Source organism: Clostridium omnivorum (assembly GCF_026012015.1).
In the GTDB taxonomy this organism is placed as follows: Bacteria; Bacillota; Clostridia; order Clostridiales; family Clostridiaceae; genus Clostridium_AX; species Clostridium_AX omnivorum.
This window is the reverse complement of the sequence record NZ_BRXR01000001.1, coordinates 3,201,856-3,217,504: the sequence shown is the minus strand read 5'-3', so window position 1 is coordinate 3,217,504 and position 15,649 is coordinate 3,201,856. Positions and strand designations below refer to the sequence as shown.

The 15,649-nt window shown below is 31.9% G+C and carries 15 protein-coding genes and 1 riboswitch; of the genes, 8 read left to right on the top strand and 7 right to left on the bottom strand.

Annotation, left to right across the window (positions count from 1 at the left end):
* Positions 1-56: 56 nt before the first annotated feature.
* Both bsdE14_RS15190 and bsdE14_RS15185 read right to left on the bottom strand, forming a co-directional pair.
* Entirely contained in the window at positions 57-851 is a 795-nt protein-coding gene (locus bsdE14_RS15190) for a hypothetical protein (RefSeq protein ID WP_264850833.1), read from the bottom strand.
* A 181-nt stretch (positions 852-1,032) separates the two neighbouring features.
* Positions 1,033-1,254, bottom strand: a complete 222-nt coding sequence (locus bsdE14_RS15185) for an alpha/beta-type small acid-soluble spore protein (RefSeq protein ID WP_264850832.1) — start codon at positions 1,252-1,254, stop codon at positions 1,033-1,035.
* A gap of 340 nt (positions 1,255-1,594) precedes the next feature.
* On the opposite strand from bsdE14_RS15185, the gene bsdE14_RS15180 reads away from it, so the two are divergent.
* The 7 genes from bsdE14_RS15180 to bsdE14_RS15150 all read left to right on the top strand — a co-directional run bounded on the left by bsdE14_RS15180 (position 1,595) and on the right by bsdE14_RS15150 (position 10,590).
* Positions 1,595-1,792, top strand: a complete 198-nt coding sequence (locus bsdE14_RS15180; RefSeq protein WP_264850831.1) for a hypothetical protein — start codon at positions 1,595-1,597, stop codon at positions 1,790-1,792.
* A gap of 44 nt (positions 1,793-1,836) precedes the next feature.
* Positions 1,837-2,112, top strand: coding sequence for a spore coat protein (locus tag bsdE14_RS15175; protein ID WP_264850830.1), 276 nt, complete (start codon positions 1,837-1,839; stop codon positions 2,110-2,112).
* 335 nt (positions 2,113-2,447) lie between these two features.
* Positions 2,448-4,322, top strand: a complete 1,875-nt coding sequence (glgB, locus tag bsdE14_RS15170) for a 1,4-alpha-glucan branching protein GlgB (RefSeq protein WP_264850828.1) — start codon at positions 2,448-2,450, stop codon at positions 4,320-4,322.
* 50 nt (positions 4,323-4,372) lie between these two features.
* Positions 4,373-5,536 carry a glucose-1-phosphate adenylyltransferase gene (locus tag bsdE14_RS15165; protein ID WP_264850827.1) on the top strand — a complete coding sequence of 388 codons (1,164 nt, stop codon included), beginning with the start codon at positions 4,373-4,375 and terminating at the stop codon, positions 5,534-5,536.
* Positions 5,537-5,572: 36 nt separating this feature from the next.
* On the top strand, positions 5,573-6,673 hold the full coding sequence (gene glgD, locus bsdE14_RS15160) for a glucose-1-phosphate adenylyltransferase subunit GlgD (protein ID WP_264850826.1): 1,101 nt from the start codon (positions 5,573-5,575) through the stop codon (positions 6,671-6,673).
* A gap of 12 nt (positions 6,674-6,685) precedes the next feature.
* Positions 6,686-8,116 (top strand): glycogen synthase GlgA, encoded by a 1,431-nt coding sequence (glgA, locus tag bsdE14_RS15155; protein ID WP_264850824.1) that lies wholly within the window; start codon positions 6,686-6,688, stop codon positions 8,114-8,116.
* A 47-nt stretch (positions 8,117-8,163) separates the two neighbouring features.
* A complete protein-coding gene (locus bsdE14_RS15150) occupies positions 8,164-10,590 on the top strand; it encodes a glycogen/starch/alpha-glucan phosphorylase (protein ID WP_264850823.1) in 2,427 nt (808 codons plus the stop codon).
* A 61-nt stretch (positions 10,591-10,651) separates the two neighbouring features.
* Here bsdE14_RS15150 and bsdE14_RS15145 read toward each other — a convergent pair whose 3' ends face one another.
* Positions 10,652-12,010: an APC family permease gene (locus tag bsdE14_RS15145; protein ID WP_264850821.1), complete on the bottom strand. Its 1,359-nt coding sequence runs from the start codon at positions 12,008-12,010 to the stop codon at positions 10,652-10,654.
* Positions 12,011-12,130: 120 nt separating this feature from the next.
* Positions 12,131-12,305, bottom strand: a riboswitch (Lysine riboswitch).
* A 277-nt stretch (positions 12,306-12,582) separates the two neighbouring features.
* Between bsdE14_RS15145 and bsdE14_RS15140 the strand changes: the two genes are divergently transcribed.
* Positions 12,583-13,356, top strand: a complete 774-nt coding sequence (locus bsdE14_RS15140) for a YhfC family intramembrane metalloprotease (protein ID WP_264850820.1) — start codon at positions 12,583-12,585, stop codon at positions 13,354-13,356.
* A gap of 76 nt (positions 13,357-13,432) precedes the next feature.
* Here bsdE14_RS15140 and bsdE14_RS15135 read toward each other — a convergent pair whose 3' ends face one another.
* The 4 genes from bsdE14_RS15135 to bsdE14_RS15120 all read right to left on the bottom strand — a co-directional run bounded on the left by bsdE14_RS15135 (position 13,433) and on the right by bsdE14_RS15120 (position 15,491).
* Complete coding sequence (locus bsdE14_RS15135) at positions 13,433-13,642, bottom strand: hypothetical protein (protein WP_264850818.1); 210 nt, start codon at positions 13,640-13,642, stop codon at positions 13,433-13,435.
* Positions 13,643-13,706: 64 nt separating this feature from the next.
* Positions 13,707-13,958, bottom strand: coding sequence for a hypothetical protein (locus bsdE14_RS15130; protein WP_264850817.1), 252 nt, complete (start codon positions 13,956-13,958; stop codon positions 13,707-13,709).
* Between the two features lie 146 nt (positions 13,959-14,104).
* Positions 14,105-14,713, bottom strand: coding sequence for a hypothetical protein (locus bsdE14_RS15125; protein WP_264850816.1), 609 nt, complete (start codon positions 14,711-14,713; stop codon positions 14,105-14,107).
* Positions 14,714-14,774: 61 nt separating this feature from the next.
* On the bottom strand, positions 14,775-15,491 hold the full coding sequence (locus tag bsdE14_RS15120; protein WP_264850813.1) for a TerC family protein: 717 nt from the start codon (positions 15,489-15,491) through the stop codon (positions 14,775-14,777).
* Positions 15,492-15,649: the final 158 nt, after the last annotated feature.

Here is a 15,649-nt window from a genome sequence, read left to right as displayed (position 1 = left end):
CATTATTTTTTAATAAAAATGCTTAAAAACTTAATATTTTAATTATCAAAACTGAATTATCTCTTAAGAGAAGCTATTCCATAACACAGCAGACTAAATACTAAAGTAAAAGCAGAAAAGATAAGAGCAATTATCAAAAACCCAATTAAATGTGCATTATATCTGGAAAGCCTTATAATATAGTTTGTAGTATTTATACTAAAATACCTCATTATTATATTCACCATAAATATAAGTATAAAAAGTACAAGAAGTCCATCCTTTGCTCCATTCATATCTGCCTTGCTTAAAGCTATATGTGAGGCTATGCATATTGCAATAATCAAAAATATCCAAAAGTTTATATTTGATATATTAGGAACCGTAAATATACTTTTTGTCAAAGTAGTACCTGCACTAAATATAGAACTAATGGTACCTTTGTCAATTTTATCGCTATTAATCCCCTGCACAAGAAATACCTTATAAGTATTAAAAGCCTTAGGAAGAAGCAGATATAAAGCTATTATTAAAGATGCTGTTCCACTAAATATTGGTCCAAGTCCAATAAATAAATTACCTACTCTTTGATAAAGGCTATTAGGGTTATAGCTATGCCTTACATAACCTAAAACTTCAGAATCTGACCTTGTGTTAAGAAGCCTAATTTCTGTTATATTGTGCTTAAAAATTATACACATTAATGCATGTCCTATTTCGTGTACAGGAGTTCCAAGCCAAGCAGTAAGCATAACTCCCTTTCTCCCAAGTGCACGCTGCATAAAATTATTTGATAAACCTTCCATAATTCCTAACATAAAACCAACAATTAATATGACACCTATTAGATAGGCTATCTCAATAAAACTCATTTTAAAAACTATAAAAAAGAATTCAGACAATATATCACCTCATTCGCTAAAAGTCATTTGTATTATATAGCTTTTATTTAATCAAATCAAGTTAACTCACACATTGTAATAACTACATAGATTAAAGCTCCGGCGTTTACCGCGAGCTTTAATCTAAAAAATTATAGCTATGATTTATTATTTACTTTTTACCCTTAGCCAAATCCATTTCAAAATCTTCAATTGCCTGCCTAACCATTTCTCCGCCTTTAGCACCGCCTACAGCACCACAAATCCTTGAAGGAACATTTCCCCAATAACCATCCTTTGGTATTTCTACTCCCATAGCTAACGCTTGTTCGTATCTAGAATCAATTGCACTTAAATCCAAATTTTTATTAACATCATTAAATTTATTATCCATAAATAGCCTCCTATAATATAAATATTTAAGTATATAAATATTAAAATATATAAATATTTACTGGATTTCTGTTGTATTAAACATACTCACTTAATTTTTTATGCTTTTGAACTTTTAAAATAGCCCTATTTTATTTTATGCATTTTTGCTTTATTTAAATAGTTAAGTTAAGTTAATAAAGCAAAAGAACCTCACCTTAGCATATTTTTTCCATGAAGCTGATACATAAAATTACCACCTATATTTGATTTTAATAAGCAAATAATATGTTTGTAATCAATTGCGCAGCTAAGCATCCTAAATGTTTAGTGCTAATTAGAAATACGAGGAGGTAACATCTATGAACGCTCAAATAAAAAGTAACAATCTTAAGGTTATTGAAGACCAAATAGGTTATGAAGCCCTAATGAACAAAAAATGTCATGAATATGCTGAAACTTGCACTGATGCTCAATTAAAAAATCTTTGCAATGAAGCAGCAAAGGTTCACAAAGACAATTTTACAACTCTTAAATCCTATTTAGATTCTCATCAATAATAAATAGATTATTTATATTAGTAGAATAATTGGAGGGATATAATATGAATACTACAACTATGCAGGAAAAAGACTTAATGCATGATTTACTTGCTAGCGAAAAGCAGGTTATAGGTGCTTATAGCGTAGGAATGACTGAAACCTCTTGCCCTAATCTTAAAAATACACTAATGACTAATTATCAAAAGGTTCAAGACCTTCAAAGTAAAATATTTAACTCTATGGAGAGTAAAGGCTGGTACACAACTAAAGATGCTCCTCAACCTGATGTTCAAAATGCAAAAACTAATGCTACAAATATGCAAAATGAATTAAAGTAATTTTTAATAGCAAGCAGAAAATAATTTTACAAGTTTAAAACCTAGGAATTGCACTTTCAATTCTTAGGTTTTATATTTTTGAAAAAAATCTAGCAACTGTAAACTATAGTTAATGTAAACATTTGTAATCACTTAAATAAGGTTCCTATGACAGTTGACGGTATATAAAAAAAGCTTTAGTATATATATTAATGAATGACTAATTTTATCTTCCACCGTAATTCACACAATTTAAAAAAATTTGTCATATTTTGATTTTTCATGACGTAATTTAATAAAGCAGGCCAAATGGTTCTGCCTTTTTTTATACATACCTTAACTTTAGGAGGAATATCATGCAGCACATCAAAAATTATTCTTTAAAATATAAGCTAACCGGAAATGAAAAACCAATTTTACACTTATATAATATTCTCGGCAGCCATATAGTTTGTAATAATAAGATCCAGGGAGTACGATTTTCAGTTATGGCTCCCAATGCTAAAGAAGTAAGAGTTGTAGGAAATTTTAATAATTGGGATGGTACCCTTCATATAATGAAAAGGAAAAATAATTTAGGTATCTGGACTCTATTTATTGAAGGGATAACGGAATGGGAAATATATAAATATGAAATTCATACATTGGATGGACATTCTTTTATGAAAGCTGATCCCTTTGCTTTTTATTCAGAAGAGCGTCCCAGCACTGCTTCAAAGGTTGTCAATCTGAAAGGGTATAAGTGGCATGATAAACGTTGGCTTAATAAAAGACAAAAAAAGCCGATATACGATAAACCAATGAATATATATGAGGTACATCTTGGTTCCTGGAAACGTACCGAGAACAGTGAATTTTTAGATTACAGAACAATTGCTGATGAGCTTTCAGAATATGTATCTCAAATGGGGTACACCCACATAGAATTGCTTCCGCTAGCCGAACATCCTTTGGATGATTCTTGGGGATATCAAAGTACAGGTTATTTTTCTGTTACAAGCAGATTTGGTAGTCCTAAAGACTTTATGTATTTTGTTGATAAATTTCATCAAAGAGGAATTGGTGTTATATTAGATTGGGTTCCCAGTCACTTCTGTAAAGATTCCCATGGATTGTATAGATTTGATGGTACTGCTCTTTATGAATATTCAGACCCAGGAAAAGGAGAAAATTATCAATGGGGAACTGCCAATTTTGATCTTGCGAAGCCACTGGTTCGTATGTTTTTAATTTCAAGTGCACTTTTTTGGTTTGATACATATCATATTGACGGAATACGAGTAGATGCAGTAGCCAACATAATTTATTGGAGCAATGGAACAGAAAATTTAGAGGCTATAGACTTTTTAAAAGCATTGAATAAGGCTATTTTTAAATATTACCCCAATGTACTAGCAACCGCAGAAGACTCCAGCGCCTTTCCTGCTGTAACCGCACCAACCTATGCAGGAGGTCTTGGCTTTAACTATAAATGGAATATGGGTTGGATGAATGATATGTTAAAATACATGCAACTTGATCCACTATATAGAAAATATAATCATAATTTAATAACCTTTTCGTTAATGTATGCTTTTTCAGAAAACTTTATACTTCCCCTCTCTCACGATGAAGTAGTGCATGGTAAAAAGTCACTTTTAGATAAAATGCCTGGTGACTACTGGCAAAAGTTTGCAAGTCTCAGAATGTTTTATGCATATATGATTGGTCATCCAGGTAAAAAACTGTTATTTATGGGTGGTGAACTTGGACAGTTTATCGAATGGAGATTTGGAAGCGAACTTGATTGGAGTCTACTTGAATATCCTATGCATAATTCAATGCAGATGTATGTAAAAGACTTAAATAATTTTTACAAAGCTAAAGAAGCCCTTTGGGAACAAGATCACAGCTATGAAGGTTTTCAATGGATAGACCATGAAAATAAAGATTTAAGTATTATTTCCTTTATGCGTAAAGGCTTGAAGAAAAACAGCTGCGTAATTGTAGTATGCAATTTTACCCCAATGGTATTTGAGGACTACAAGATAGGCGTCCCAAAGCTTACAAAGTATAAGGAAACCTTTAACAGTGATAAATCCTGTTATGGAGGTTCTAATCAAACCAACGATGAACTATTATTAGCAGTAAACGATAGTTGGCATAATCAACCATACCATATAAAAATCAAAATTCCACCTTTGTCTACTATATTTATAGAACCAGAGATTAAAACTAGGAAAAAATATTAATAAAAAATAAAGCTACAACAAACATCATTTTCTATTGGGGAGGTATCTGTATGACAAAAAATGAAATGATTGCAATGATTCTTGCTGGAGGACAAGGAAGCAGATTAGGTGTTTTAACAAAGGAGATAGCCAAGCCCGCTGTACCTTTTGGCGGAAAGTATAGAATAATTGATTTTCCTTTAAGTAATTGCTCTAATTCTGGGATTAATACAGTTGGTGTGCTTACTCAGTATCAACCTCTAGTGCTTAACTCTCATATTGGCATTGGAGCACCTTGGGATTTAGATAGAGCTAGCGGTGGTGTTAGCGTCCTTCCGCCATATATGAAGTCTACTGGCGGAGACTGGTATAAAGGTACTGCTAATGCTATTTATCAAAACATTGGATATATTGACTATCATGACCCTGAATATGTACTGATTTTATCAGGTGATCATATATACAAAATGGATTATTCAAAAATGCTAGAATTTCACAAGAAAAATAATGCTGATGCAACCATAGCAGTAATTGATGTACCGCTTGAGGAAGCTAGCAGATTTGGCATTATGAATGCTAATGAAAATTTTGAAATATACGAATTTGAAGAAAAGCCTAAAAAGCCTAAGAGTACATTAGCCTCCATGGGAATATATATATTCACTTGGGAGGTTTTAAGGCAATACCTTATTAAAGATGAAAGTAATCCTAAATCCAGCAATGATTTCGGTAAAAATATAATACCTCTTATGCTAGAAAATGATAAAAAAATGATGGCTTACCCTTTTGAAGGCTACTGGAAAGATGTAGGTACTATTGAGAGCTTATGGCAAGCTAATATGGATTTGCTTGATGACAAAAATGATTTAAATATACATGATACAAGCTTTAAAATATATTCCGTTAATCCTATGCAGCCACCACAATATATAGGACCTAATGCTGAGGTTACTAATTCTATCATGGCTGAAGGATGTGAAATCTATGGTAAAGTAATAAATTCAGTTATATTTCCTGGTGTACACATTGAAGAAAATGCCACCGTTAGAGATTCAGTTATAATGTCAAATACAAAAATTAAAAAGAATTCCATAATAAATAAAGCTATCTTAGGTCAAGACGTTATTATAGAAGAAGATACTCTTGTGAGCAATGGTGATGAGGTAGCGGTAGTAGGCGAAGGAAGAGTTATTGACAAAGAAACCATAGACCTAGCAGCTACTACAAAAATATAGATTACTAAATTATATTTTATTTACGAGGTGAACAGCATGTTAAAGGATTATATGGGAATTTTAACTTTAAATGAAAATGATGATGGTTTAAAAAGGCTTACTAGAAATAGGACAATTGCATCCATTCCATTTGGAGGAAGATATAGAATTATAGATTTTGCTCTTTCTAATTTAGTAAATGCAGGAATAACAAACATAGGAATTTTTACTGAAACAAAATCTAGGTCACTACTAGATCATATTGGTTCAGGAAAGCCTTGGGATTTAGATAGAAAAAAAAGTGGTATTTTTCTATTCAGCTATAACGGTTGTACAGATGATATGAAGCTTCTTGAAAGCAATATGGATTATTTATATAAAAGCAAAGAAAACAATGTAATAATCTCCCCTTCCTATATGATATGTAATATAGATTATGAAAAAGCAGTTGAATTTCATGAAAAGTCAGGTAAAGACATTACTGTAATATACAAATCTATAGATGGTGGAAACAACCTTTTTAACAACTGTGATATATTAAACATAGATAGCAGCGGAAAAGTCATTAGTGTCGGAAGAAATATAGGCTCACCATCTGATTGCAAAATTTCTATGGAAATGTTTATTATGAAAAAACAGGTTTTAATAGATTTAGTTTTAAAAGGCATAAAAACAGGAATGTACACAACTTTAAAGGATGCAGTATATAAAAACATTAATAATTACTATATTAATAACCATGAATTTAATGGGTATGCAGCATGTATAAACTCCATAAATAGCTTTTATAAAGCCAATATGGATATGCTTAACCTTGAGATAAATAGGGACTTATTCTTCAAAAATGGCAAAGTATATACTAAAGTTCAAGATGAAGCTCCTACTAAATATGAAAATACTTCAAAGGTTTCAAACTCTTTGATAGCTAATGGCTGCATCATTGGAGGTACTGTTAAAAATAGTATTATTTTTAGAAGAGTTAACATTGAAAAGAATGCTAATATTAAAAATTGTATTATAATGCAAAATTGTATTATTGGTGGGAATGCTAACCTCTCCAATGTTATTATAGACAAAAACGTAGAAGTAGAAGCACATAACGATTTAATAGGCCATGAAAACATGCCACTTGTACTTGAGAAAAAAACTTTATTTTAAAGGAGATTTGCAATGAAAGTATTATTTGTAGCCTCTGAAGCTCATCCATTTATTAAAACTGGAGGCCTAGGTGACGTAGCCTATGCACTGCCAAAGACTCTTCGCAGTTTAGGAGTAGATGTAAGAGTAATAATACCTAAGTACGGTACTATGGCTAACTCCTTTAAGGAAAAGCTTAAAACACTAAGTACCTTTAATGTACCTGTTGGCTGGAGAAATCAATATGGAGGACTTCAATATCTTGAATATGAAGGAATTCCCTATTACTTTATAGATAATGAATACTATTTTAAAAGACCAGCTTCCTATGGGTACTACGACGACGGAGAAAGATTCTCTTATTTTTGCAGAGCGGTGCTTGAGGCTATTGATACAATGGATAATTTCACACCAGATATTATTCACTGTAACGACTGGCATACAGGAATGATAATTCCTCTAATGAAGGAGCACTTTTCCTGGAAAAATAACTATAAAAACATTAGAACAATATTTACAATTCACAATTTACAATATCAAGGTGTATTCTCAAAAGAGATTTTGGGAGAACTTTTATCCTTAGGTGATGAGTATTTTACAGAAGATAAATTAAAATACTATGATGGTGTTTCTTTTATGAAAGGCGGATTAAATTTTGCTGATAAAATTACCACTGTAAGTAATACTTATGCCGAAGAAATAAAAACAGCCTTCTATGGCGAAGGCCTTCACGGCTTGTTATGTGCAAGAAGCAATGATTTATCCGGTATTGTAAATGGTATAGATACAACTATGTATGATCCTAGAAAAGATAAGGAAATATTCTTTAATTTTGATGAAAACAATATAGAGAACAAATTATTTAATAAAACAAAGCTCCAGGAGCAGCTTAATTTACCTGTAAACAAGGATATCCCTATGATTGGAATGGTAACAAGGCTCGCATCACAAAAGGGAATAGACCTAATAAGCTGTTTAATTGAAGAAATACTTCAATTAAACATTCAGCTTGTAGTGCTAGGCACTGGTGAACCTACCTACGAAGATATGTTTAGATACTACGCTGGAAAATATCCTGATAAGCTATCGGCAAATATATGCTTTAATAATGAGCTTGCGAAGAAAATCTATGCTGGTTCTGATTTATTCCTAATGCCTTCTCTTTTTGAACCCTGCGGAATTGGCCAACTTATAGCACTAAGATATGGTACACTTCCTATCGTTAGGGAAACTGGAGGTTTAAAGGATACAGTAATATCCTTTAATGAAGTTACTGGAGAAGGTAATGGCTTTTCTTTTAGTAATTACAATGCTCATGACATGCTCTATACAATAAAAAGAGCAGTAAGTCTATATGAAAATAAACCTGTATTTAATAATCTAATTAAACGAGCATTAACCGAGGACAACAGCTGGTGCATTTCTGCTAAAAAATATATTGAACTATACTCATCTTTGCAGTAAATATAAAGTTAAGATTATAAGCAAATATCGGCAATTTGGAGGATATTATGAGGTTAAATATAGAAAAATTCAAGTTTGATTTTAAAAGAAAACTTATGAATACTTTTGCTGAAGAAATAGAAGACGCCCCAAAGCTTCACATATATATGGCCTTAGGTGGGCTTGTAAGAGATTATATTACTGAGGCCTGGGTTAATTCAAACAATTATTACACTGAAAATAATATTAAACAAGTGTATTACTTTTCTATGGAGTTTTTAATCGGAAGACTTTTAAAGAGTAATCTTTTAAACATAGGAATATATTCACTATGTGAAGAAGGCCTTAAAGAATTAGGAATTAATATTTCAGAGCTTGAAGAGTTAGAAAATGATGCTGGCCTTGGAAATGGCGGGCTTGGGAGACTTGCTGCATGCTTTCTAGATTCCATGGCTTCCCTCGGCATACCAGGCCACGGATGTGGTATTAGATATAATCATGGACTCTTTGAACAGAAGATAATAAATGGTTATCAAGTTGAAGTTCCAGATAATTGGCTAAAAGAAGGAAATGTATGGGAAATTCGTAAAGAAAATAAATCTGTTGAAGTAAGATTTGGAGGTAACATACGAATTAGCCAAATTAATGGAAGACTTTCCTTTATACATGAGAACTATGATGCAGTAAGGGCTGTTCCATATGACACTCCAGTTATTGGATATGATAATAATTCAGTCAACACTTTAAGGCTTTGGAGTGCCGAACCAATTGACACAGAATTTGACCTTTTCTCCTTTAGCAAGGGAGAATATTCTAAAGCTAGCTCATATAAGGCTTCTGTTGAATCCATATCACAAGTTTTATATCCTGATGACAGCTACATAGAAGGCAGACTTTTAAGATTAAAACAGCAGTACTTTTTTGTAAGTGCTGGTTTGCAGAGTATTGTAAGGAGATTTAAGAAAACTGGTCACTCAATTAAGGAATTAAATGATTTTGCAGCAATTCACATAAACGATACCCATCCAGCAGTAGCTGTACCAGAGCTTATGAGAATACTAATAGATGAGGAAAAGCTGTCTTGGGACGAAGCCTGGAAAATAACTACAAGTACAATTGCATATACAAATCATACAATACTTGCTGAAGCCCTTGAAAAATGGCCAGTAGATATGTTTAAAAAGCTTCTACCTAGAGTTTTTATGATAATTGAAGAAATAAACAAAAGATTTTGTGAAGAAGTATTGGATAGATACCATGGTGATTGGAACAAAATTAATGAAATGGCTATTATAAAAGATAATCAAATTAGAATGGCCTATCTTGCAATTGTAGGAAGCCATTCAGTAAATGGAGTTGCTAAGCTTCACACAGAAATATTAAAGAAACAAGAACTCTCAAGTTTCTATAATTATTCTCCTTATAAATTTAATAATAAAACTAATGGAATTACTCATAGAAGATGGCTGCTTCAGGCAAACCCTGAGCTTGCTAATTTAATAACTGAAACTATAGGTGATTCTTGGATAAAAAGTCCAAATAATCTATCATCTCTTCTCCCCTATAAAGATGATAGTGCCTTTAGAGATAAAGTTGCCAAGGTCAAACTAAATAATAAAATTGAGATTTCTAATGATATCTATAAAAAATATGGCATTAAAGTTGACCCTTATTCTATTTTTGATGTTCAAGTTAAAAGACTTCATGCCTATAAAAGACAAATACTTAATGTATTTAACATCCTTGACTTATATAATAGATTAAAACAGAATCCAAATTTAGATATAGTACCAAGAACCTTCTTCTTTGCAGCAAAAGCTTCTCCTAGTTATCATTTAGCTAAGCAGACAATAAAACTAATTAACAGCATAGCTTTCATGGTTAATAACGATGCTCAATTAAACAATAAAATTAAGGTAGTTTTTCTAGAAAATTATAGAGTTTCCTTAGCTGAAAGGATTATTCCTGCCTCTGATGTGAGTGAACAAATTTCAACTGCTACTAAAGAGGCTTCAGGTACTGGTAATATGAAGTTTATGATGAATGGAGCTGTAACCATAGCCACTTTGGATGGCGCAAATATTGAAATTAAAGATGCTGTTGGTGATGAGAATATTGTAATCTTTGGATTAAAGGATTACGAAGTCCTGGATTACTACAAACATGGAGGATACTCTTCTAGAGAAATCTTTAATAATGATAGAAGAATCAACTGCATAATAAATCAAATTATGAATGGATCTCTTGGGGTTGCTGGTTCTGAATTTAATATGCTCTATGACAATTTAATTTACAACAACGACGAATATTTTGTACTTAAAGATTTTGACTCCTATGTAAAAGCTCAGAATCAAATAGACAGCTACTATAAACAAAAGGATAAATGGCAGCAAATGTGTATAGCAAACATCGCTAAATCGGGTATCTTCTCCAGTGATAACACTATACGTGAATATTCAAAGGAGATTTGGAATACTCAGGAAATAATTCTATAATAAAAGGACTATCTCACAAAAAATGAGGTAGTCCTTTTTAACAATTTATTCAAAATTACTATTAAGCAATCTTATCAAAATTTCTTATTGAATCACATCTCTCTTTATTCTTTAAGGTCATATAAATATAGAATGGTACCCCAGCTAGCATTAGAAGGAATCCATACATTACTGTTTCTGCACCTGAACCATAGATTGTCCAGCATGCATATAGAAATCCTACAAGTGGTATAAAAGAATTCTTTATAAAATTCCACAAGTTGAAATTCTTTTCCTTTTTAACTATTAGTATCATATCTGCTGCCGAAGTCATTGCATATATTGGCAAGAAAGATAGTGTTGCTAATAGTATTATAAAGTTAAAAGCTGCATTTGTGGTTTTATTATAGTTCAATAATAAAAGTACATTAACTAATACAGATCCTATAATTATAGCTACATAAGGTGTATTATATTTTGGATGAACCTTTGCAAAGAATTCAGGGAACATTCCATCCTTTCCTGCTGCATATGCTACACGAGCTGTAGATAGAAGCCATCCAACTGTAGTTCCTAGAATACTGATTACAGCACCAATAGTTATAAAGTTTGTAATTCCAGAACCAAAATATTGAGATAAAATATCTGCTAATGGTGCGCTGCTCTTAGCAAGTGCTCCATTTGGCATTGCACCCATTGCAAAGAAATTAATTGCCATATACATAACAGCAACAATTATGATTCCGATGATAGTACTCTTTGCTACGTTCTTTTCAGGATTCTTAATTTCACCTGCTGCTATAGATGCGCTTTCAAGACCAACAAATGCCCAAAGTGTTGAAGTAGCAGCACTTGGCATTGTGCCTAGTCCTTTTTCAGCAGGGAATAGTGGTAATAAGTTTGATACATTGAAGTGTAGTGCAGCTACAATTATAAATAATAAAAATAGTCCTAATTCAAAGAATGTTATTGTTGTCTGAATCTTACCTGCTTTTCTAACTCCAAATATGTTTATTATAGTGAATATCCATAGTACTATTGACGCAAATAAAAATGCTCCTAATTGGCTATTTCCTATGGCAGGTATTAGCTTTCCTGCATAACTAGATACTGCTATTACTACTGCAGCATTACCTATCCATGATCCATTCCAATATAACCATGCACTCATAAAACCCATGAAATCTCCGAAGGCAAGCTTTGAGTATTCATAAGGTCCTCCAGTCTTTGGTACCTTTGTTCCTAGTCTAGCAAAGGATAATGCTAAAAATATTGACCCAAGCGCTGTAACTATCCATGCAAACATAGTTGCTCCTGGTCCTGACTTGTCCGCCAAAGTTGCAGGCAACATAAATATACCCGATCCCATCATATTTCCAGCTACTAGAGCTGTGGCAATTACAAGCCCTATATCCTTCTTTAATTTTGTATTTTGTTCCATAGTTACGTCCTCCTTATCAGTTTTTTCCGATAAGTAAATTACCAGCGAGAGTATAAAAAAGCCTTGAGCGCGTACACTCAAGGCTTTAAATCGCATTAAAAACAAACGACCTAAATCTATTTGAATGATAGCTCTCCACAAGAAAACTTGTGACAGTTATGCACATATTCTATGCAAAACCAGCTATACAGTATTAAAGCATTTACTGTACGCTTCGGCGATATTTCCTTTCCTGCTGCTTCAACGCGCTTAACTTCACAACAGTACTAATAAGTATCGCACCTCTACCTTGGTTATTTACTCATTCTTTTCGTTTATTATTATGCACTAGAACTTTAGTTTAGTCAAGGGTTAATTAAATATTTATGCATAAAACAGAAAATCATGTATTTTTTATACATTTCTTAGCATATGTATCAATATAAAAATTATTTTATACATTCACATACTTCTAATATTTTATAGTATAATTATCATAACATAGTTTAAATACATAAAAAGGAATTATACTTTATAAGCTTTAAATATAGGTAAAAATATAATGTTATTAATTTTTTGGGGGGTAAAATACAATGGTAAGTAATTCTGTCATCTATATGATGGCCTTTGCAGCTATCTTTTCCTTGCTATTTCCAATTGGTTTATTTATCTTTTTCAAATTAAAAGATAAGATATCCGTTAAACCAGTTATACTTGGCGTACTAACCTTTATAGTTTTTTCACAAATCTTAGAAAAACTCATGCATGTGTTTGTAATGAATAACAATTTGATAACTGCGCCTCTACTATTTGCTATTTATGGCGCATTAGCTGCTGGTGTTTTTGAAGAGGTTGGAAGATATATTATAATGAAACTATTTATGAAGAAAGAAACAGAGTGGAAGGATGGTATAGCATTTGGAATTGGTCACGGAGGTATAGAGGCCATATTACTGGCATGCTTTGGTAACTTAACTTATATTTTTTATGCAAAACTCATCAACGCTGGGCTTTTTGAAAAAACATTGAGTGGTAAAGCACCTGCAGCAACAATTGCTGCAATAAAAAGCTCTCTCATAAGCGCCACTCCTGCTTTAACTTCTTTAGGTGCATTTGAAAGATTGTTTGCTATAATAGCTCACTTAGGTTTTTCTTTAATAGTGATCTATTCAGTAAAGTCTAAAAAGCCTATATATCTATTAATTGCAATTATAGCACATGCAGTAATGGACTTCCCGGCGGGCCTTGCTCAAGTACATATACTTAATAATATATGGTTTGTTGAAGGCTTCTTTGCAATATTCTCTATAGCAATGCTTATATTTATTGTAAAGTCCAAAGAGATTTTTAAGAATTTAAACACTTAAAATAAATAATAACAAAAACTAAGACACAGTATAATTAGTGCTTAAATACTAATTATACTGTGTCTATATTTATACATTATGTTTCTAGGTGCTTGCAGTGCTTGCTTATATACTTTCCGTCAATATAATATATTTCTGGTTTATCCACAATAAACTCTAATATATACAATTCTTTTCTTAATTCCTCTAAGGTTAAATCTTTAAACTTTTCTAAAAGTTCCTCTTCAGTTACTCTACATTTACTGTGAATAAAATTAGATATATCTTCTCTATAAAAGGAATCCATAAAACCCCCTCCTTATTATTTATATTCTCATAGAGGGGATTTTGGAACATTAATTAAAATTTTTTTACATCCAATCTTTGCATCCGCAGTAATAACTATCTGCATTTTGTTGTGGCTGATATGCAAAATATGGTAGATCTACACTGCTTTCAGTAGTGTTATCACAATAAATACACTGAGCTTGTCGTCCTTCCCATCTTGGATGAAAAACTTGGTTATATCCATCATGAGAACCAGTACAAAGTGCACAAATTGGATTATTGTTTTCATCATAGGAGCTTGCTGTATGACCACATTGCATATAATATTGTGTCATTTTCCTTTCTCCTTTCAGTGGAAATATTGTGCAAACTGTAAGCACCCTATTGATATTATTTGTGAAAACAAAGTAATTTAATCATATTCTTTTACATAATAATTATTTTAAATAAAAAAATAATCCCATTGACGAAATCAAAAGGATTACTTTTCACATTTATCTATGCACTTTAAAACAAAATTAATTCTCTGCTTTAATACTTTGTATACATCTTCACATTTATCATTTATATCATATACCATATGTTCTGTATCTTTTAGCTTAGAAATCTTCGGAGTGGTCACATAGGATACTGCCAATTTTGAGGTTGTACTCGATAGATTTAAAGAAGTAGTGCTTAGATCAAGTAAGACATTCAATAGAGGAAATACATATACATCCATATAATCCTTTTCTGCAGGATTTAATGGAAGCTTTATAATATCTTCCTTTATAGTATTAAGATTTTCAAGAAGATTGGCAGCACTACTTATATTATCATTTATTGTATTCTGACTTGGTTGTGCTTGCTGAGCTTGTTGTGTTTGATTAGCAGTACTAGCTTTCTCGATGGGTACACTTTCCTGTGGTTGCTTTTTACCCTGATTTATTTGTTTCACACTCTCTTCAATTATAAATGGTTCCTGAAACTCACTTTCAGCATCACTACGGTTTATATCATCATTAGCACAGTTTTCATTGGGCCTAGTATTTGAAGCATCATTACTGCACAAATTATCTTTATCAATATTATCCATATTCCTTTTCCCCATCTTTTCCTCCAAACCTATTTCTTATATATAATATTAAAATTAATATAAGAAATATGTTATTTCAAGAAATATGTTTTCTTTTAGCTTTTATCTTTTGTGTTTTTTGCATAAAATTTAAATATATATAGCCATACAAAAGCACTAGAATTGCCATGATAAGTGGAAAAATCACATTAAAACTTTGTGGTAAAACTAAAAACCTTTTTGTTAAATTATCTTCTAAGATCATATTAAAAGAAGTATGAGCTAATATTGCTCCACCCACATAAATAACTATAGGATGCCTTTTCATTAGATTTGCCACAAACTGACTTCCAAAGAATATTATAGGTACATTAAGCAATATACCAAATACTATAAGTAATACATTTCCATTAGCAGCTCCAGCTATAGCTAGCACATTATCTAGGCTCATACTTATATCTGCTATTATAATAACCTTAACTGCATCCCAAAATCTACTTGCGGAATCAACCTCACTTCTGTGCAAGGGCTCCTCCTGAGGTTTTATGAAATCCCAAGTAATTTTAACAAGCAGCAGACCACCAAGTAATTTTATCGGAATCCACTGTATATTTAAAATTAGAGTAATAGCGCATGCAAAAATAATTCTTAGCAGTATAGCCCCCATAATTCCAAAAAAACTTGCCTTTTTAGCAAATTTATCAGAAAGATTTCTAGTTGCTAAAGCAATTACTCCGATATTATCCCCACACAAAGTAAGATCTAGCAGTGTTATTTGAAGAGCACCTATGATGAATGCAGCTAAATTATCCATTTTCCCCCACCTTTACTATACTCTTATAAGCTTAAACGCATCTAACTATGATTATTTTATCTTTTTTTAACAAACCTGTCCAGCTTTATTACCATCATTAACCATAGAGTAAAACCTTCCTGCGTTATTCATTATATGTGAGTAATCTATTACATATT

Coding starts and splice junctions, on each gene's coding strand:
- bsdE14_RS15190 (WP_264850833.1), bottom strand. CDS start 851: ATGAGTTTTATTGAGATAGCCTATCTAATAGGTGTCATATTAATTGTT.
- bsdE14_RS15185 (WP_264850832.1), bottom strand. CDS start 1,254: ATGGATAATAAATTTAATGATGTTAATAAAAATTTGGATTTAAGTGCA.
- bsdE14_RS15180 (WP_264850831.1), top strand. CDS start 1,595: ATGAACGCTCAAATAAAAAGTAACAATCTTAAGGTTATTGAAGACCAA.
- bsdE14_RS15175 (WP_264850830.1), top strand. CDS start 1,837: ATGAATACTACAACTATGCAGGAAAAAGACTTAATGCATGATTTACTT.
- glgB (WP_264850828.1), top strand. CDS start 2,448: ATGCAGCACATCAAAAATTATTCTTTAAAATATAAGCTAACCGGAAAT.
- bsdE14_RS15165 (WP_264850827.1), top strand. CDS start 4,373: ATGACAAAAAATGAAATGATTGCAATGATTCTTGCTGGAGGACAAGGA.
- glgD (WP_264850826.1), top strand. CDS start 5,573: ATGTTAAAGGATTATATGGGAATTTTAACTTTAAATGAAAATGATGAT.
- glgA (WP_264850824.1), top strand. CDS start 6,686: ATGAAAGTATTATTTGTAGCCTCTGAAGCTCATCCATTTATTAAAACT.
- bsdE14_RS15150 (WP_264850823.1), top strand. CDS start 8,164: ATGAGGTTAAATATAGAAAAATTCAAGTTTGATTTTAAAAGAAAACTT.
- bsdE14_RS15145 (WP_264850821.1), bottom strand. CDS start 12,010: ATGGAACAAAATACAAAATTAAAGAAGGATATAGGGCTTGTAATTGCC.
- bsdE14_RS15140 (WP_264850820.1), top strand. CDS start 12,583: ATGGTAAGTAATTCTGTCATCTATATGATGGCCTTTGCAGCTATCTTT.
- bsdE14_RS15135 (WP_264850818.1), bottom strand. CDS start 13,642: ATGGATTCCTTTTATAGAGAAGATATATCTAATTTTATTCACAGTAAA.
- bsdE14_RS15130 (WP_264850817.1), bottom strand. CDS start 13,958: ATGACACAATATTATATGCAATGTGGTCATACAGCAAGCTCCTATGAT.
- bsdE14_RS15125 (WP_264850816.1), bottom strand. CDS start 14,713: ATGGGGAAAAGGAATATGGATAATATTGATAAAGATAATTTGTGCAGT.
- bsdE14_RS15120 (WP_264850813.1), bottom strand. CDS start 15,491: ATGGATAATTTAGCTGCATTCATCATAGGTGCTCTTCAAATAACACTG.